This window comes from Acinetobacter rongchengensis (assembly GCF_003611475.1).
Classification (GTDB): domain Bacteria; phylum Pseudomonadota; class Gammaproteobacteria; order Pseudomonadales; family Moraxellaceae; genus Acinetobacter; species Acinetobacter rongchengensis.
This window is the reverse complement of the sequence record NZ_RAXT01000006.1, coordinates 19,014-37,549: the sequence shown is the minus strand read 5'-3', so window position 1 is coordinate 37,549 and position 18,536 is coordinate 19,014. Positions and strand designations below refer to the sequence as shown.

Genomic DNA, 18,536 nt, shown 5'->3' with positions numbered 1-18,536 from the left:
CTATAAAGATGTTTTGAAAATTCATATTTAATACCAAACAACATTATTAACTTAAATTGGAGCTGAGCTTATAAATCAACCTACTTTTGGGGTTTCCATTGGTCGATCATACAAAATATTCATTATAATCAATCAACCAATAAAAAAGGACGCCTTAGCGTCCTCCTTTAACATCTAAAAATTAATCTTCAGATTCATTACCATCAGACTCAGGCTCACCTTCATCCATAATGGTTTCATCTTCAACCAGTGTTTCAGAATCAATTAAATTTTCAGTATTTTCCAATACTTCGCCATCAATCACTTCAGCCGATAAAATCTCATCATCAGCCTCAACTGCTTCTACAGCAACGACACCAACCAAGATTTCTTCATTGCCTAAACGAATCAGACGTACGCCTTGTGCATTACGACCTGTTCTAGCAACTTCAGAGGCACGCGTACGAACTAAAGTACCGCCATCAGAAATTAACATCAGTTCTTTAGATTCATCAATAGCAACTGCACCAACCAACTCACCGTTACGTTCAGATGTCTTAATTGCAATAACACCTTTACCACCACGTTTCTTGGTTGGGAAGTCATCCACTGGAGTACGTTTACCATAACCATTTGCAGAAGCACATAACACTTCGCCAGTTTCAGGTACAACGACCAGAGAAACAATACGACTAGCGACATTTGAATCAGAAGTATCTTCATCATCTGAATCGATATCGGTTTCAACATCATCTTCAGCTTGAGCTGCTGCTAAAGTTACGCGCATACCACGCACACCTTTCGCAGTACGTCCCATTACACGCGCATCCGTTTCAGAGAAGCGAATCGCTTTACCTTCGTTTGAGAACAGCATAATTTGCTGTTCACCATCAGTAATCGCTACACCGATTAAGGTGTCTTCTTCTTTCAACTCAATGGCACGTAAACCATTTGAACGAACATTACTAAATTGTTCTAATTCAACACGTTTTACCGTACCTGAAGCTGTTGCCATAAACACATAGAAGTTTTTACGAACATTTTCAACACGTTCTGCAAACTCTGCGACCAATTCATCTTCAATATCCGACGCTGAAAGCTCTAAACCGATTTCTTTCAATTGCTTACGTAATGCATCCGATAAATCATCAGGGTTTTCACCAAGCTCTGCAAATGCAGCTTTCAACGGCTCATAATGTGCTTCGATGATTGCATTTTCACGCAACTTAGCAACATTAGCACGTACAAAAGTTCTAAACTCAGTTAAACGCTCTGTAAACTTCTTCGGCGCATCAATCACAGGCAGAATTGCTGTAATCGTTTCATTCGCATCAAGTGGCAATAAGTTCACCATTGGGCGACCTTTAGAACCACGAGAAGCTTGCGGTACTTCAAAGACTTTTAGACGGTACACTTTCCCGACATCGGTAAAGCAAAGTACAGTCGCATGGTTTGAAGTTACAATGAGATGTTGAATATAATCATCTTCTTTCATTGAAGTTGCAGACTTACCACGTCCACCACGGCGTTGAGCAGCGTAGTCTGACAATGGTTGCGTTTTTGCATAACCTGTTTTAGAAACAGTTAATACTACTTGCTCTTCTGGAATTAAATCTTCACGTGAAAAATCAATACGTGATTCTACAATTTCAGTTTTACGTGCATCGCCATATTGCTGCAAGATCAATGCAAGCTCTTCACGAATGACATTCATCAATAGGTTAAAATCATTGAGAATTGCTGTTAATTCAGCAATCTGCGCTAAAATTTCAGAATATTCAGCTTGTAGTTTATCTTGCTCAAGGCCTGTTAAACGATGTAAACGTAATTCTAAAATCGCACCCACTTGTGCAGGTGATAAACGGTAAACCAATCCATCTAAACCAAATGGGCGATTCGGATCTTCACCTTCAATTTCATCAGGACGAACTGAAATTGCGCCTGCCTTTTCAAGCAATGCAACTACATTTCCACCTGCCCATTCACCAGCAAGTAGACGTTCACGTGCTTCAGTAGGATTCGCCGATGTTTTGATGGTTTCAATAATGTCATCAATATTCGCTAAAGCAACGGTCAAACCTTCTAAAATATGACCACGTTCACGTGCTTTGCGTAATTCAAACATTGTGCGACGCGTCACGACTTCTTGGCGGTGACGAATAAACGCAGCAATGATATCTTTCAAATTCATTAGCTTAGGTTGTCCATTATCAAGACAAACCATATTGATGCTGAATGAGTTCTCAAGTTGAGTATTTAGGAACAAATTATTGACAATCACTTCAGCGTTTTCACCACGCTTTAAGTCAATTGCAATACGCATCCCTTCTTTATCAGACTCATCACGAAGCTCTGAAATTCCTTCAAGTTTTTTCTCTTTGACCAATTCAGCAATACGTTCAATGGTTTTTGCTTTATTGACTTGATAAGGAATCTCAGTAAATACAATGGTACTGCGACCTGTTTTTTGATCTTCTTCTATATGGTACTTACCACGAATATGTAAACGCCCTTTACCTGTACGGTAAGCATCTACAATTCCTGATTTACCATAAATAATACCGCCTGTAGGGAAGTCTGGACCAGAAATATGTTCCATCAATCCTTCGATTGAAATATTTGGATTATTTGCATAAGCCAAACATGCATTGACCACTTCTGTCATGTTGTGCGGTGCCATGTTGGTTGCCATACCAACTGCAATACCTGTCACACCATTGATCAATAAATTTGGAATACGTGTCGGCATAACCTGAGGAATACGCTCAGAACCGTCGTAGTTATCTTCCCATTCAACTGTATCTTTTTCTAAGTCAGCCAGCATTTCATGGGTCAGTTTACGCATACGTACTTCGGTATAACGCATTGCTGCCGCGCTATCGCCATCGACTGAACCGAAGTTACCCTGACCATCAACCAACTGATAACGTAGACTAAAATCTTGTGCCATACGTACAATGGTTTCATAAACAGCAAAATCACCATGTGGGTGATATTTACCGATTACGTCACCGACAACACGTGCAGATTTTTTATAAGCTTTGTTATAGTCATTACCTAATTCGTGCATAGCGAACAGCACACGACGATGAACCGGTTTTAAACCGTCTCTCACGTCTGGTAATGCACGAGATACAATAACACTCATAGCATAATCGAGATATGAGCTTTTTAGTTCATCCTCAATGGCAATCGGTCTAATTTCCGATACGCTCATGCATACTCCTTATTACAAACAGCGCCAACTGCAACTGCTCATTTATATAATCAATCTTGCAAAGAATTAACTCAAAATGACTGAGCTAAAATCCGAAAATACAGCCAAAAAGTATAGCATAAACTATACATTTTTGCGCGTAGAATCGTTATGTTTTATCAACAAACATCAACTTTATTTTGTATAGATTTTCAACAACATAACTGACTTTATTCGAATTACTTTCCTTGCAAATTTATTTTTAAAAAAGCAAAGTTGATCTGAATATTTTTGATCAAATTAAAATTTAAAACATTTACTCAAAATATTTATATCTTCAATTTATCAGTGTAAACATAACACTGTTTAGTTTACTCTTTAACATCGTCATTTTCAGTTTTTATCTCTAAAGGAATAAATAGACGTATCAATAAAGTCAAAATTAATGATATAAAACCAACAGATATAAATAATCCAATTTGTATGAATAATAAAAGGAAATCAGTGGCTAAGCCAGGACCCAAAAAAATAAAATTTCCGTCAACTAAATCTTTCTCATCTGCAAAAGTAAATAAAAAAGTAATCAATCCTACAATCATTATCAGCAAAGAGATGAGTAAACATGGAATGACCCAAATAAATTGACTTAATTCGATATAACATAAGTAAGCTAATAATCCCCCCAATGCGAATATCAATGCACCAGAAAAGCAACAACAAAATCTGAAATATAACGGGTCTTTAAAAACTTGTGACAACTTTTTCATAGTTTTTAATCATTCATACTTTTAATTGTTATAACAAAGCAAATACCAATTGTCTTCTCCCACATGTAAAAAACGCCCCTTTCGGAGCGTTTTTTGAAACTTAATTCGAGAATTAAAGCTTAGAAACCAATTCTGGAACAACAGTATTCAAATCACCCACTAACCAGTAGTCAGCAACAGCATTGATTGGCGCTTCTTCATCTTTGTTGATCGCTACGATCACTTTAGAATCCTTCATACCAGCCAAGTGCTGAATCGCACCAGAAATACCTACAGCGATGTATAGGTCAGGTGCAACGATTTTACCAGTTTGACCAACTTGCATATCGTTTGGAACGAAGCCAGCATCTACCGCAGCACGTGAAGCACCTTGAGCAGCACCAAGCTTGTCAGCAAGTGGATCAAGTACTTTATGGTAGTTTTCACCAGAACCTACACCACGACCACCAGATACAACAATACGAGCCGCTGTTAATTCTGGACGTTCTGATTTCACGATTTCTTCAGAAATGAACTTAGAAATACCAGCATCACCTGTAGAAGCAACAGCTTCGATCGCAGCAGAACCACCTTCAGCAGCAACTGGATCAAATGCAGTACCACGTACAGTTGCAACAACAATTGGTTCGTCAGATTGAACTGTCGCAATTGCGTTACCCGCATAGATAGGACGTTTGAAAGTTTTAGGACCTTCAACAGCAATGATGTCAGTGATCATGCTTACGTCTAAAAGTGCAGCAGCACGTGGAAGAATGTTCTTACCAGTTGTTGTAGAAGCAGCAAGGATATGTGTATAGCCTTTGCCAAGCTCTGCAACTAATTTAGCTACATTTTCAGCCAATTGATTTGCATAAGCAGCATCATCAGCAAGTAATACTTTGCTTACACCAGCAACTTTTGCAGCAGCGTCAGCTACTGCTTGAGCACCAGAACCTGCAACCAATACAGTGATATCACCACCGATTTTTTGAGCTGCAGCAACAACGTTTAAAGTTGCACCGTTAAGTGTCTTATTGTCGTGCTCAGCGATAACTAAAATACTCATGATTTTATCCTTCTGTATTAGATCACTTTCGCTTCATTTTTAAGTTTTTCAACAAGTTCATCTACAGACTTCACTTGTACACCAGCTTTACGCTCTGCAGGTGGTTCAACTTTAACTGTTTTAAGTTTAGAAGTTGCCGAAACGCCATAATCTGCAGGAGTTTTCGTTTCAAGCGGTTTTTTACGTGCTTTCATAATGTTTGGAAGCGCAGCATAACGTGGCTCGTTCAAACGTAAGTCAGTCGTAATAATCGCTGGAGTGTTCAGTTCAACAGTTTGTAAACCGCCATCTACTTCACGAGTCACTTGAACTTTGTCGCCATTTACTGTTACAACAGAAGCAAAAGTACCTTGACCTGCATTCAATAATGCACCAAGCATTTGACCTACTTGATTAGAGTCATCATCGATCGCTTGCTTACCTAAAAGGATAAGTTGTGGTTGTTCTTGTTCAACTACACCTTTCAGAATTTTAGCAACTTCTAAAGCACCAATTTCATCAGTCGTTTCAACCAAGATACCGCGGTCTGCACCCAAAGCCATTGCAGAACGGATTTGTTCTTGCGCTTCTTTAGGACCAACAGAAACAACAACAATTTCTGAAACTGTTCCTTTTTCTTTTAAGCGAACCGCTTCTTCCACCGCGATTTCACAAAATGGGTTAATTGACATTTTAACGTTAGTAAGGTCTACCCCACTATTGTCCGGTTTAACGCGAACTTTAACGTTGGCATCAACCACACGTTTTACAGCAACAAGAGCCTTCATGTAATCCTCGGCTGTTTTAGCAAAAGTAAATGTTAAGAAGTGTTATAATAACGCTTCATTTAAAATTTTTAGGTGTCCTATCTTGCAATGTGATTGGCATTTCGGTCAAGTCACAATTCACAAAACAGCTGTAAAAAAGCGTAAAAATCGTTGAACGGACAGTTCATAAAAAAAATGTAACAATGCTAACGCCCCATTTCGGGCTATATTTAAACAGATTTTAATATTTGATTCTAAATATATTTTCTATCAATTAAAGTCAGTAGCGTTGAATTTTATAGGTAAAAATAAAAAATGGAACAGGAAAATAACGTCTCTATGTTGTTTGCTTTTTTTTACTTAAATTTGTCATTAAAGATAGATTGAGAAAAATAATGGGTTAACTTTATTATTAAAAATTGTAACTTTGAATTTTTTTAAGCAACATCTAAGTCTAAATAATGAAAAGTAAGCATAAGTTTTAAGCTTATGCTTACTGAAAATCATTGAGTACAATTGATCAATGAGGGTTACTTATAGCTTAGTTGACGACTAACCAAGTCGCAGCCAAAGCCAAAAGAGAGCCTGAACCTGCATCAATCCATTTTTGCTTACGTTCATCTATACCTGTTTTTTGTGAAATTTTGGCAAAAACCAGGCTCAAACCACAATAAATAACAAAAATTAGGCCGATGAAAATGAATGATAAAATCAAACCTTGGGCAACTGTATTTCCTGACTTATCAATAAACTGAGGAAGAATTGCAAAATAGATCAGCATGCCTTTCGGGTTTAATAAGGCTGTTAAAAAACCTTTGCGAATCGGTTGTGCTGAAATTTTCTGTTCTATTTTCACTTGTTTTGAATGAAATACCGACTTGATTAAATGAAATGCCAAATACAATAAATAAGCAATTCCAAGATAACGAATGGTTTCAAATAAAACAGGAAAAGAAACAATAATTGCAGCAATCCCAAGTGCAACCAAGATTGAATGCACTAAATATCCTGAACAAATACCGATTGTTGCCATCATACCTGCTTTCGCATCTTTACCCATCACTTGTGACAGGATAAATAACATATCTGGTCCTGGTGTGAAAATTAACGGCAATACCGTTAAGGCAAAAAGTGCAAATACAGACATTTTCATTTCCTTTCTGTACTGTTGGAGGGAAGAAAATAGTATCTTTCAAAACCCTTAAAATAGGATTGCAAATGTTCTATAATATTGATCATTTTTCGAATTAAATTCTAATTTATGAAAATTTCATCAAAGACAATTTTAATTAAGCTAGATCGTATTGATAAAAATATCATTCGTGCTTTACAAGCCAATGGTCGAATTCAGAATAACGATTTAGCCCGTGAGATTGGGCTATCGCCTTCTTCTTGTTTAAGACGGGTTAGATTATTGGAAGAAGCCAATGTTATTCAAAACTACACCACTGTTGTTGACCCTCAAAAAATTGGTTTTCAATTGATTTTATTTTCAAGAATCTGGCTGTTAGGACAAGATGCTGAAACCATTGACCTATTTATTGAAGCGATGAAAGAACTACCGCAAGTCATGGAGTGCTATATTATTTTGGGTGAATGTGATGCGATGTTAAAAGTGGTCGTCCCCGATTTAGAAAGTTACCGAAAATTTCAGTCCACACATCTGACTAAGAAGAACGGTATCACCAGTGTTAAAACTGATGTGCCTAGTCAAATTATTAAACAAAGTTTTCAACTCCCGCTTGAAGATTTATAACTTAATCGTCTTATAAACCGTAAAAAGTAGTTTTGGAAAATTGTGATGAAAGATTTTCATTCAGTAATTCAATTGGAAACGCCAAGATTAATTTTGAGACAATGGAAAGATGCTGATTTTCAGGAATTTTATGCTTTAAATTCAGATATTGACGTGATGCGGTACTTCCCTTGTGTGTTGACACGGCATGAAAGTGATCTATTGGCATCTAAATTCCAAAATATAATTTCAACAACTGGTTGGGGATTTTGGGCTGTAGAATTAAAAGAAAATCATCAATTTATTGGTTTTGTTGGATTACAGAGCCAACCTACACAATTCGACTTTTCGCCCTGTGTAGAAATTGGTTGGAGATTAGCAAAACAATATTGGCATCAGGGTTATGCGACCGAAGCCGCTCAAATTTGTTTACAATTTGCTTTTGAGCAGCTAGCCCTTAAAGATGTTGTATCATTTACGACGAAATTAAATATCCCTTCGCAAAAAGTCATGCAACGCTTAAACATGCAATTAATTTCAGAATTTAATCATCCAAGACTTGAAGCTACACATTCATTGGCTTGCCATGTGCTTTATCGAATAACTCAACGAACATATTGTCAAACAGTAAATACCACTAAATAAAGTATTTACTGTCTACACAATCAAGCAATAAGCTTTTCGAGCTTCATTTATCAATTCACCCAAAAATTCAATGAATATCTTTAACTAAGAACTAAGTTTAGTGTCTAAAAAGTCACGGTGAACATGGCTGAGTTCAATTAAGTCTTGATTTTCTAAATCAAAAATCTTCCAGACTTCAAGAAAATCCTCTTTTAAGTCAACATGATTTGAGGCTATTTGAGCAGCTTGCCATTGTTGATCTGAAATCCACAAATAGACTTGTTTGGTTTCTGTGTTTATGGCTTGTACCTTACCTTCAGCATTGATACCCAAGACTTTTCCTTTCTCTGGTAATGTCGCTTCAATTTTCGGTAAGCTAAATTCAACAAAATGTTTAACTTGTCGTAATCCATAGCCGCTAAAAATTTCTTTTTGAGCTTCTGTGAGTTGCTTATATTTTTGTTCAAGTTCCGAAATCATTGAAAAACCTAAAATTTTAAAAAATTGAATCAATAGAAAGCATTTTTATTCATGCGAAATTAGATATACAACAGAGCTTCTTTAAAAACAATTAGCCTTTTGGATTTTTTCTCTTTGAATTGTTTCTAAGCGATATTCATTTTTAAAATAAACAAACATGACTTGTTGCGAGAGTTAAACTCAAAAAGCAATCTTTGATTCTTAATGTATTGCACAAATCAGCAATAATTAAACAAATAACTAAACATTGTACTTGTTCAAAAAACTTAGCTTGTGTAAATCTATTTCGCCTAGAAAATAAACAAAGATCACTACCACTTGAACATCGGCAATGGACTCCAAGGTTTTTTAAATAATCGTTTTACTCCCAAAGCCATTAATGCCTTATGAAAACCTGCATTTGGAAATTGTTGGGTAAGTTTTTTAAATTCACTCATGGGAATACCCGAACGTATAAAACCGAATGAAAAATCGGCATAATCAGCTTGTCTAAAATGTTCAACCAATGGATATTCTAAACATTTGGTGATGGTCAACTTATGATGTTCTGAGATCATTAATGTTATTTCTTCTTGCCAATCTAATAACTGATTCGAAGTCAAATATTTGTGCATTTCTTCAACAGACGGTTCAATGTAATCAATTGTTTTCGCTGTCCAAATACCAATATCATGAAAAGCAACTGCTATTGCTATTTTTTCACAGACCTCTTGACGCTGATCTTGGCATAAAATCAAACAACAGGCAGCAACACGCTTACAATGGTTTAAATAACCTTGATAATCTCTACCGATAACTGACTGATATTCTTTTAGAATTCCATCAATATAAACAGTACATTGTGTAAATGCCGCTTGATTAAGCGATAACATATTTTTCTGCTGTTCTTTCATTTTTATGCTCTTAGGTGGATCTGATCATAGACTTTTGTTGATTGAAACAATTTAAATCAACATATAATAAATGATGATTAAGCTTAGATTACTATGCATCAGTATTTTTTGTATAGTGGATAAATCACTCCAGTCCTATCACAAATGAACGCAGATGTATGTTAAGTGTGTCTAAATATAAGATCGTTTTTTTGTTATAGGTTTAATTTTTTTGCGCTCTTGGATGCGCTTGATCATAAACCTGAGCAAGACGATCAAAATCAATATGCGTATAAATCTGCGTAGTGCTTAGATTACTATGACCGAGCATTTCTTGAACAGCACGTAAATCACCACTATTTGACAGCATATGACTGGCAAAACAATGTCTAAGCAAATGTGGATGTAAGTCTACATTTACACCTGCGCGCAACGCCTGATATTTCACACGATTTTCGATTTGACGCGGTGTAATATTATTGCCCCGCTGAGTAATAAATACATAGGACTGCGGGCTAAACTCTCCTTGCCAAATCCGATAAATTTTCAACCATTCTATTAAGCTATCTCTTGCTTTAGAACCAAAAGGCACAATTCTTGTTTTGTTGCCTTTCCCCGTAATCCTTAATAAATGCCGATTAAAATCAATATCACGAATGGTCAATCCTTGAATTTCCGCTAAGCGTAAGCCACTTGAATAGAGCAATTCGAGAATAGCTTTATCACGTATCCATAATTGTTTTTCAATCGGTTTTTCAGGTTCAGCTTGATCCATGATTAGATTCACAGTTTCAATATCAATCATACCTGGCAATGGTCGGGGTTGTCTTTTCAGCTGAAAATCATCTGCTGGATTGATGTCTAAATAATTTCCTTGCTCCGCCCATTTCATAAATTGACGAATCGAAGTCAAATGACGTTGCAAACTGGTAGAACTGAGTTGATCTTTTTCTACACGATACGCAATATATTCTCTTAAATCTGAAGTTTCGATTTGTTTTAATTCAAGTTTTTTCTCATAGCAAAAATCAATAAAATTAGACACATCACGAAAATAAGCATCTAAAGTATGCTCAGACTGATTTTGAATTTTACGATCTTTAATCCACATGGAGAGCAATTGCATTGCACCATACTGCATAAAGCCCTCCTACATCATATAAATAAATACATCTTTAAATAGTCTAACAAAAATAAAGCTATTCTTTAATTTGATCATAATAGAACTAAAGAAAAAATTTAAATTTAGCAATATTTACCGATTGACCAATGATTGGGTATCATTAAATTATAATTTCTCTAAGCATTATCATCAATACAATTATATTTTAAGCTTTTGAAATATATTAATAAATATTTTAAATAAGTCAAAAAATAGCAGCAAAATTAATAATGAAAATCCCCTCGCTCTCAGGCGTAATAACGCTCATTCTTTATAAAAGAGAAGTGACTTCCATTGTAATAAATATTCATCACAACTCGACTTATGCAACAAGCCTAATGTTAATGTGTACAATAATCTTTAAAATATTCATTATTGTCAGAAACATACCAATCACTAATAAAAAAGGTTCCGAATTCAGAACCTTTCTTTGTATTTTCAGTTACCCCTGAAAATACCTTAAATCTAAACGACCTTCATAAACTGTGGCCGTTGGGCCGGTCATCCACACCACATCGCCCTCTTTCCATTCAATATGCAACTTACCACCAGCCAGCTCAATTTCCACCTTATCAGACAATAAACCACGGCGTATTCCAGAAACTGCTGCTGCACATGCACCTGTACCACAGGCCATGGTTTCCCCTACGCCACGTTCAAATACACGTAAACGCGCATGTTTTTCATCAATAATTTGCATAAAACCAGCATTAACACGTTGCGGAAAACGTTCATGTGATTCAACTTGCGGACCGATTTTCGCTACATCTGCGGTCAACACATCTGAAACAATCGTCACAGCATGTGGATTCCCCATATTCACTACATCAATTGTTAATTGCTGATCGTCGGCTAAAGCAATGTCATACAGGGCTTCAGGTTCATCTGCAATAAACGGAATTTCATTCGGTAAAAATTTAGGGTAGCCCATATTGACTCGAACCCAACCATTTTCACCCAATTCAGGTTCTACAATCCCTGCACTGGTTTGTACTTTAAAACGTTTTTTATTGGTCAACTGACGTGAGTGTACAAATTGTGCAAAACAACGTACCCCATTACCGCATTGCTCAACTTCAGAACCATCTGCATTGAAAATACGATATTTAAAATCTACATTTGGAAAATCAGGTGCTTCAACAATCAGTAGTTGGTCAAAACCAATTCCGAAGTGACGGTCAGCCAAACGGCGAATGGTCATTGCATCAAAAAAAGCACGTTGGCTAATCAAGTCAACAACCATAAAGTCATTGCCCAAGCCATGCATTTTGGTAAATTCTAATAACATCTAAAATTACTCCTTAAGGCAATAAACGTTCATTTTTCCAAAGTGATTCAATCGTTTCACGTTCACGAATCAAGTGAGATTGATCAGCATCCACCATCACTTCTGCTGCACGACCACGGGTATTGTAGTTCGAACTCATCACAAAACCATACGCCCCTGCACCCAAGACAGCAAGATAATCATTTTCTTTAATCGCAAGCTCACGCTCTTTACCTAAAAAGTCAGCAGACTCACAAATCGGTCCAACCAAATCCCAAGTTTGCTTTTCAACGTCTGTACGTGAAGTTACTTCTTGAATATCCATCCACGCTTCATAAAGTGCTGGACGTATCAAATCATTCATCGCAGCGTCAATTAGCGCAAAGTTACGATACGTTGTTGGTTTCAAAAAATCGACCTTCGTCAACAATACGCCTGCATTTGCAGAAATACTACGACCTGGTTCCATATATACTTTAAGACCCAATTTTTCTAAAGCTGGACGCATTGCTTCAGCATATTCAGCAACAGTTGGCGGAACTTCATCTTTATACGTCACACCTAAACCACCGCCAATGTCGATGTGTTGTAGGTTGATGCCGAGTGCTTTTAATTGTTCAATCATGCTGATAACACGATCAAGTGCATCCACAAAAGGCTGCGTTTCAGTCAGTTGTGAACCAATATGGCAATCAATTCCCACCACATCTAAATTTGGTAATGACGCTGCATATTGATAAGTTTCAAAGACGACATCTGACGGAATACCAAATTTATTTTCTTTTAAACCTGTTGAAATATAAGGATGCGTTTTGGCATCCACATCAGGGTTTACACGTAAAGAAATAGGTGCTTTTTTACCAAGCTGCGCTGCAACTTTTTGAATACGATCAAGTTCTGCATATGATTCAACATTAAAACAAGCAATACCCACTTCCAATGCTTTTTGAATGTCAGCTTCTTGTTTGCCCAAACCCGAGAATACAATTTTTGATGGATCTCCACCAGCAGCTAAAACACGTGCAAGCTCTCCACCTGTCACGATATCAAAACCTGAACCTAATTTTGCCAATACATTCAAGACTGCAAGATTTGAGTTTGACTTCACCGCAAAACAAATTTGATGATCGATAAAGCTAAATGCCTTATCCATATCCAAATAATGTTTTTCAAATGTCGCTTTTGAATAGACATAAAGTGGTGTGCCATATTGCTGTGCAAGTTGCTCTAAAGAACATTGCTCTGCATGCAATACCCCATCAATACGGGAAAAACTCATGAATGTATCCTTTCAATGAAAGTTTAATTGGGTTTAGTTTGAATTCGTTTGAGATGCAGGTACAGATTGATCTGCGACATCCAATTGAGCTTTCACTTTTTGCTCAGTTTGAACGGTTTTGCTTTCCTCTTTCGAGTACAACAAATATTTCGCTCGTTTATCATAATCAGGACTATTGGCTAACTGTAAGTCACCCGATTGTCCGCAGCCGATCAACGTTACGCTACCTAAAACCAAACCGATGCTACAAATAACTAAACGCATCTGTTCACCTATTTCTAAAATTTTCGTCAGTATACCTTGTTTATAGATCATAAAACATTGACTAAAAACCAAAGTATCAAAGCGTAGAGCTTAGAACGAGAATAAAAAAAACGCCAGCGAATCACTGGCGTTTTCTTATGAGAATCTTTGAAATAGCTAATTACTGTTTTTTCTTATAGAAACAGAAATAACCAATCGCAAGGATAATTAACCAAATTGGGCTGACCATCAAAGACTTAAGTGTGTCTGGTTCTAAAGCAAGAATACCAATTGTCCCAATAAAGAAAGCCATTACAACATAACAAGTAAATGGTCCACCTGGTAATTTAAATACTGATTTTGCATGTAGCTCTGGGCGTGTTTTGTAGTACACCAAATAGCTCCATAAAATAATCAACCATACCAAAATGAACAAGATTGTTGAAAGTGTTGTTGCTAAAGTAAACGCTTCAACTGTATTTGGAACGAAATACTGGAGTGCCGCACCACCCAATAAACACACACCAGAGAAATAAAGTGCATTTGCAGGAACTGCACGTCTATTCAATAAACCAAATGATTTTGGCGCTTGATCTTCACGAGATAAACCAAACAACATACGGCTTGTTGAAAACACGCCACTGTTCATAGATGACATGACTGAAGAAAGCACCACCAAGTTCATGATGATTGCCGCAGCAGCAATACCTGCTTGACTAAATAGGTTTACGAATGGACTCACTTTAGGGTCAATCATATTCCACGGCGTTACTGACATCACGATCACCAATGCCAAAACATAGAAGAAAATGATACGAATAGGAATTGAGTTAACTGCTTTAGGTAAGTTTTTCTCAGGATCTTTCGTTTCCGCTGCTGTTGTACCGACCAACTCAACACCAACAAAGGCAAAGATCGCAATCTGGAAGCCAGCCAAAAAACCTTCAAAACCTTTCGGGAACATACCACCGTTGTCCCATAAATGAGTAAATGAAGCAACTTGTCCTGTAGTAGATGTAAAGCCTGTAAAAATCATCCACAGACCGACCAAAATTAGAACCACAATGGCAATGATTTTGATCAAGGCAAACCAAAACTCAAGCTCACCAAACAATTTTACAGTAACTAAATTCAACCCCATAATAAAGAAAATGGCTGCAACACTAATCATTGCACCTTCAGTTGGCGTAAAGGGCACACCATTATTAAAGAACTGTAAATAGTAAATAATGGCAGATAAGTCAGCGATACCAATCGTGATCCAACACAACCAATATGTCCATCCAACAAAATAACCCGCCCAAGGGCCAATTAAATCTGTTGAAAAATCGATAAATGATTTGTATTGCAAATTTGATAGTAATAATTCACCAAGCGCACGCATGACGAAAAACACCATCAAACCAATAATCATATAAATAAATAATATTGAAGGCCCAGCAAGACTAATGGTCTTCCCCGAACCCATGAATAACCCTGTACCAATTGCACCACCAATTGCAATCAATTGAAGATGGCGATTCGATAAACTTCTCGAAAGCTCCCCATCCTTACTGTGTTGTGTCGTATTTCCTTGTTGCATTATAAATTTCAACTATGTATCTATTCACGTTAAAATTATCTTAATTTTCAAAAAAAATAAAAAGAAAAATTTTACTAAACAGTTTATTAGCCAAACTAAAGACGCTGCACCCAAAACATTGAATTTACAATAATTGACTGTATTTTATACCAAAAAAAATTAATTATTCTAAAAATCAAGTATTAAGATAATTTTAAAAAAATATAAAATAAGCAAATATGAAGCTTGTATCTCAGATAAATCTATGTCACAAAAGAGATACATTGAAAAAAACTATACTAAAGTTCAATTGGGCATGATAGACCATGATGATCCATAAGGCAAAACGCTGATCTGAACTTTATATCTCTAGAATATGGATGGCATGACAATTGCTTATTTAAACAGCATGTTATGTAAATAAAATGGATAAAAAAGAAGAAGCTTATGATCGAAAATATTCAATCAATCATGGAAACACTCAGTGGTTGGGTCTGGGGACCCTACATGCTTGTACTGTTGGTCGGTACTGGTGTCTTCCTCACCTTTAGACTGATGTTTTTACAATTCCGCCTTTTACCTTTCGCCTTTAAGCAAGTTTTTGGCAAACATGATAAAGCCAAAAGCCATGAAGGAGATATTTCACACTTCGCTGCACTCATGACTGCACTTTCTGCAACCATTGGTACAGGTAATATCGCAGGTGTAGCAACAGCTTGCGTACTAGGTGGCCCAGGAGCTGTATTCTGGATGTGGATGACTGCTTTAGTGGGTATGGCAACCAAATATGGAGAAGGTGTTCTCGCTGTAAAATACCGTATTACCAATGAAAATGGCCAAAAATCTGGTGGTCCAATGTATTACATTGAACACGGCTTAAAGTGGAAATGGCTAGCAATATTGTTCGCTTTATTCGGAACAATCGCCTCATTTGGTATTGGTAGTTCTGTACAGTCAAACACTGTGGCACTTGCTGTACAAAACAGTATGGGCATCGAAACTTGGGTAACTGGTGTCATCATTACTGTATTTTCAGCTTTAGTGATTTTAGGTGGGATTAAATCGATCGCAAAAGCTTCATCTTTTATTGTGCCTATTATGGCCATCGGTTATGTTTTGGGTGGTTTAGCGATTATCCTCTCTAACATTGAGCTGATCGTTCCTGCACTTAAATTGATCTTTGTTGATGCATTTACTGGGCAAGCCGTTGCTGGTGGTGCAATTGGGGCTGTCATTCGTTACGGTGTGGCACGTGGTGTATTTTCAAATGAAGCAGGTATGGGTTCTGCACCTATTGCTGCTGCCGCTGCAAAGACCGATCATCCTGTACGCCAAGGCTTGGTTTCAATGACAGGTACATTTATTGACACCATCATTGTTTGTAGTATTACAGGTATTGTTTTAGTCATGGGCTATCTGACTGCGGGGAATAGTTTTGGAACTGAAACGGGAGCGGTACTGACCACACATATTTTTGATCGCTTACTTCCTGGTGTAGGCGGATGGGTAGTCACCTTAGGGATTATTTTCTTTGCATATTCCACCATTCTAGGTTGGTGTTATTACGGCGAAAAATGTGCGACTTATTTATTCGGAGAAAAGTTTGTCCTTCTTTATCGGATCATTTACATTCTGACAGTCTTTATAGGAACGATTGCAACACTTGACTTAGTATGGTTATTTGCAGATACCTTCAATGGTTTAATGGCCATTCCGAACTTAATTGCCTTACTGTTACTTTCAACAGTAATTGTCAAAGAAACCAAAGACTTCTTAGCAAAGCGTAAATCAGGCGAATTATATTAATTTATGAACTTGCCACATCCAAGAGCTGCTTTCATGCAGCTCTTTTTGTTTGAGGTCTGTTCATCTTTTTATATGATGCTGTATAGTCCAACAATCAATTCAATCACCTCAATTTTTCGAAAAATTATTATGGCAAAAGTTAAAACTGTTTATCGTTGTGAACAATGTGGAACAGATCATCCTAAATGGTCAGGTCAATGTTCAGACTGTGGTGAATGGAATAGCTTAACAGAAGTTCGCATTGAACCCGTGGTGGCTCATCGTGCCAAAGCCATGGGGGGCGGTTATGCAGGACAGGCAGCCAATGTAACAACACTCAACAAAATCACTGTTTCAAATGAAACACGCTTAGCCACAGGTATTGGTGAGTTTGACCGTGTTCTTGGTGGTGGTTTGGTGACAGGTTCTGTAGTTTTAATCGGCGGTGATCCCGGGATTGGTAAATCGACGATTCTGTTGCAAACTGCAACACATATGGCTGCTGGCAACAGTTCAGCACTCTACGTTACAGGTGAGGAATCTCTTTCCCAAGTCGCATTACGAGCCAACCGCCTAGATTTACCGACAGACAAACTTCAAGTCATGGCGGAAACTTGTGTTGAGCGTATTTGCGATACACTTGCCCAAATTCGTCCTGCTGTTGCCATATTAGATTCGATCCAAACGCTTTACACAGAAACCTTACAATCTGCGCCAGGTGGTGTGTCACAAATTCGTGAATCTGCCGCCCTACTCACTCGTTTCGCTAAAAATAGTGGTACAGCATTATTTATTGTTGGTCATGTAACCAAAGAAGGTTCACTGGCTGGCCCCCGTGTACTAGAACATATGGTGGATTGCGTCCTTTATTTTGAAGGACAGTCTGACTCACGTTACCGCATGATTCGAGCAGTTAAAAACCGTTTTGGTGCGGTGAATGAACTGGGTGTCTTTGGTATGACAGATAAAGGACTGAAAGAAGTTGCCAATCCTTCTGCGATTTTCCTGAGCCGTTATGATGAAGCGATTCCTGGCTCAGTGGTCATGATTAGTCGTGAAGGTACACGTCCACTTTTGGTTGAAGTCCAAGCTTTGGTGGATGATGCCCACGGCCAACCTCGCCGAGTTGCACTGGGTTTAGAACAAAACCGTTTAAATATGCTGCTCGCGGTAATGCATCGTCATGGTGGTGTGCAAACTTCAGGTCAAGATGTTTATGTCAATGTTGTAGGCGGTTTGAAAATTACAGAAACAGGTTCAGATTTAGCTGTCCTTCTAGCATGCGCATCTAGTTTGAGATCCAAAGCGCTACCTCAACAACTTGCAGTTTTTGGTGAAGTGGGATTATCAGGTGAGATTCGTCCTGTGCCAAATGGTCAAGAACGACTGAAAGAAGCCATTAAACATGGTTTTAAATACATCATTGTACCTAGAGGCAATGCACCACAAAAACCCATTGCAGGTGTTCAAATTATTTCTGTAGCACGTTTACACGAAGCACTAACTGAAGCAATGCAACTCAGTGACGAAGTTGGTTAAAGCCGATCACACCATCCATCCGTTGAAGCATTTCTCTTCCAAGGAGGAGCTTCAACAAGCTCTCATATACATCATCAGTTCAACATGATTGCATATAAAACAACCTAATGATTAAATTGAGTTTTAATTTGATCAAAAAAAAGAGAATTCCTCAAATACACCATGATTTAATGCAGGTGTCATTTTTTATGAGAATATGAAGTACTTGTTTAGAGACTAAAACGGCATATAAATGCATAATTTGATTGATATGATA

General features: G+C 37.4%; 16 protein-coding genes. 4 read left to right on the top strand and 12 right to left on the bottom strand.

The genetic code is table 11. The annotated features are described in order from the left end of the window. Window positions 1-181 precede the first annotated feature (181 nt). From gyrA to D7V20_RS05145, 5 genes are all read right to left on the bottom strand, one after another. On the bottom strand, window positions 182-3,196 hold the full coding sequence (gene gyrA / locus D7V20_RS05165; RefSeq protein WP_120383254.1) for a DNA gyrase subunit A: 3,015 nt from the start codon (window positions 3,194-3,196) through the stop codon (window positions 182-184). 350 nt (window positions 3,197-3,546) lie between these two features. Continuing rightward, entirely contained in the window at window positions 3,547-3,942 is a 396-nt protein-coding gene (locus tag D7V20_RS05160) for a hypothetical protein (RefSeq protein WP_120383253.1), read from the bottom strand. 112 nt (window positions 3,943-4,054) lie between these two features. After that, window positions 4,055-4,987, bottom strand: coding sequence for an FAD-binding protein (locus D7V20_RS05155; protein WP_120383252.1), 933 nt, complete (start codon window positions 4,985-4,987; stop codon window positions 4,055-4,057). A gap of 17 nt (window positions 4,988-5,004) precedes the next feature. Beyond that, entirely contained in the window at window positions 5,005-5,754 is a 750-nt protein-coding gene (locus tag D7V20_RS05150) for an electron transfer flavoprotein subunit beta/FixA family protein (RefSeq protein WP_120383251.1), read from the bottom strand. 520 nt (window positions 5,755-6,274) lie between these two features. Continuing rightward, a complete protein-coding gene (locus D7V20_RS05145; RefSeq protein WP_120383250.1) occupies window positions 6,275-6,880 on the bottom strand; it encodes a LysE family translocator in 606 nt (201 codons plus the stop codon). Window positions 6,881-6,994: 114 nt separating this feature from the next. Here D7V20_RS05145 and D7V20_RS05140 point away from each other — a divergent pair, with 114 nt between their 5' ends. Continuing rightward, window positions 6,995-7,489, top strand: a complete 495-nt coding sequence (locus D7V20_RS05140) for an Lrp/AsnC family transcriptional regulator (protein ID WP_010114644.1) — start codon at window positions 6,995-6,997, stop codon at window positions 7,487-7,489. Window positions 7,490-7,534: 45 nt separating this feature from the next. Next, a complete protein-coding gene (locus tag D7V20_RS05135; protein WP_120383249.1) occupies window positions 7,535-8,113 on the top strand; it encodes a GNAT family N-acetyltransferase in 579 nt (192 codons plus the stop codon). 84 nt (window positions 8,114-8,197) lie between these two features. Here the strand turns inward: D7V20_RS05135 and D7V20_RS05130 are convergent, their stop codons facing one another. From D7V20_RS05130 to D7V20_RS05100, 7 genes are all read right to left on the bottom strand, one after another. Then, window positions 8,198-8,572 carry a hypothetical protein gene (locus D7V20_RS05130; protein ID WP_120383248.1) on the bottom strand — a complete coding sequence of 125 codons (375 nt, stop codon included), beginning with the start codon at window positions 8,570-8,572 and terminating at the stop codon, window positions 8,198-8,200. A 311-nt stretch (window positions 8,573-8,883) separates the two neighbouring features. Continuing rightward, entirely contained in the window at window positions 8,884-9,465 is a 582-nt protein-coding gene (locus D7V20_RS05125; RefSeq protein ID WP_120383247.1) for an HD domain-containing protein, read from the bottom strand. A 202-nt stretch (window positions 9,466-9,667) separates the two neighbouring features. Beyond that, window positions 9,668-10,555: a site-specific tyrosine recombinase/integron integrase gene (xerA, locus tag D7V20_RS05120; RefSeq protein ID WP_171407766.1), complete on the bottom strand. Its 888-nt coding sequence runs from the start codon at window positions 10,553-10,555 to the stop codon at window positions 9,668-9,670. A 493-nt stretch (window positions 10,556-11,048) separates the two neighbouring features. Next, complete coding sequence (gene dapF / locus D7V20_RS05115; protein ID WP_120383245.1) at window positions 11,049-11,894, bottom strand: diaminopimelate epimerase; 846 nt, start codon at window positions 11,892-11,894, stop codon at window positions 11,049-11,051. Window positions 11,895-11,907: 13 nt separating this feature from the next. Next, the gene (gene lysA, locus D7V20_RS05110; RefSeq protein ID WP_120383244.1) at window positions 11,908-13,152 is read right to left on the bottom strand and encodes a diaminopimelate decarboxylase; all 1,245 of its coding nucleotides are present in this window, start codon (window positions 13,150-13,152) and stop codon (window positions 11,908-11,910) included. A 33-nt stretch (window positions 13,153-13,185) separates the two neighbouring features. Next, complete coding sequence (locus D7V20_RS05105; RefSeq protein WP_120383336.1) at window positions 13,186-13,416, bottom strand: lipoprotein; 231 nt, start codon at window positions 13,414-13,416, stop codon at window positions 13,186-13,188. Window positions 13,417-13,576: 160 nt separating this feature from the next. Next, window positions 13,577-14,977 carry an amino acid permease gene (locus tag D7V20_RS05100; protein WP_120383243.1) on the bottom strand — a complete coding sequence of 467 codons (1,401 nt, stop codon included), beginning with the start codon at window positions 14,975-14,977 and terminating at the stop codon, window positions 13,577-13,579. 429 nt (window positions 14,978-15,406) lie between these two features. Here D7V20_RS05100 and D7V20_RS05095 point away from each other — a divergent pair, with 429 nt between their 5' ends. Together D7V20_RS05095 and radA are read left to right on the top strand one after the other, a co-directional pair. After that, entirely contained in the window at window positions 15,407-16,762 is a 1,356-nt protein-coding gene (locus D7V20_RS05095; protein WP_120383335.1) for an alanine/glycine:cation symporter family protein, read from the top strand. Window positions 16,763-16,891: 129 nt separating this feature from the next. Continuing rightward, window positions 16,892-18,280, top strand: a complete 1,389-nt coding sequence (gene radA, locus D7V20_RS05090) for a DNA repair protein RadA (RefSeq protein ID WP_120383334.1) — start codon at window positions 16,892-16,894, stop codon at window positions 18,278-18,280. Window positions 18,281-18,536 lie beyond the last annotated feature (256 nt).

Coding starts and splice junctions, on each gene's coding strand:
- D7V20_RS05140 (WP_010114644.1), top strand. CDS start 6,995: ATGAAAATTTCATCAAAGACAATTTTAATTAAGCTAGATCGTATTGAT.
- D7V20_RS05135 (WP_120383249.1), top strand. CDS start 7,535: ATGAAAGATTTTCATTCAGTAATTCAATTGGAAACGCCAAGATTAATT.
- D7V20_RS05105 (WP_120383336.1), bottom strand. CDS start 13,416: ATGCGTTTAGTTATTTGTAGCATCGGTTTGGTTTTAGGTAGCGTAACG.
- gyrA (WP_120383254.1), bottom strand. CDS start 3,196: ATGAGCGTATCGGAAATTAGACCGATTGCCATTGAGGATGAACTAAAA.
- D7V20_RS05155 (WP_120383252.1), bottom strand. CDS start 4,987: ATGAGTATTTTAGTTATCGCTGAGCACGACAATAAGACACTTAACGGT.
- D7V20_RS05160 (WP_120383253.1), bottom strand. CDS start 3,942: ATGAAAAAGTTGTCACAAGTTTTTAAAGACCCGTTATATTTCAGATTT.
- D7V20_RS05150 (WP_120383251.1), bottom strand. CDS start 5,754: ATGAAGGCTCTTGTTGCTGTAAAACGTGTGGTTGATGCCAACGTTAAA.
- D7V20_RS05130 (WP_120383248.1), bottom strand. CDS start 8,572: ATGATTTCGGAACTTGAACAAAAATATAAGCAACTCACAGAAGCTCAA.
- radA (WP_120383334.1), top strand. CDS start 16,892: ATGGCAAAAGTTAAAACTGTTTATCGTTGTGAACAATGTGGAACAGAT.
- D7V20_RS05125 (WP_120383247.1), bottom strand. CDS start 9,465: ATGAAAGAACAGCAGAAAAATATGTTATCGCTTAATCAAGCGGCATTT.
- xerA (WP_171407766.1), bottom strand. CDS start 10,555: ATGTGGATTAAAGATCGTAAAATTCAAAATCAGTCTGAGCATACTTTA.
- lysA (WP_120383244.1), bottom strand. CDS start 13,152: ATGAGTTTTTCCCGTATTGATGGGGTATTGCATGCAGAGCAATGTTCT.
- D7V20_RS05100 (WP_120383243.1), bottom strand. CDS start 14,977: ATGCAACAAGGAAATACGACACAACACAGTAAGGATGGGGAGCTTTCG.
- dapF (WP_120383245.1), bottom strand. CDS start 11,894: ATGTTATTAGAATTTACCAAAATGCATGGCTTGGGCAATGACTTTATG.
- D7V20_RS05145 (WP_120383250.1), bottom strand. CDS start 6,880: ATGTCTGTATTTGCACTTTTTGCCTTAACGGTATTGCCGTTAATTTTC.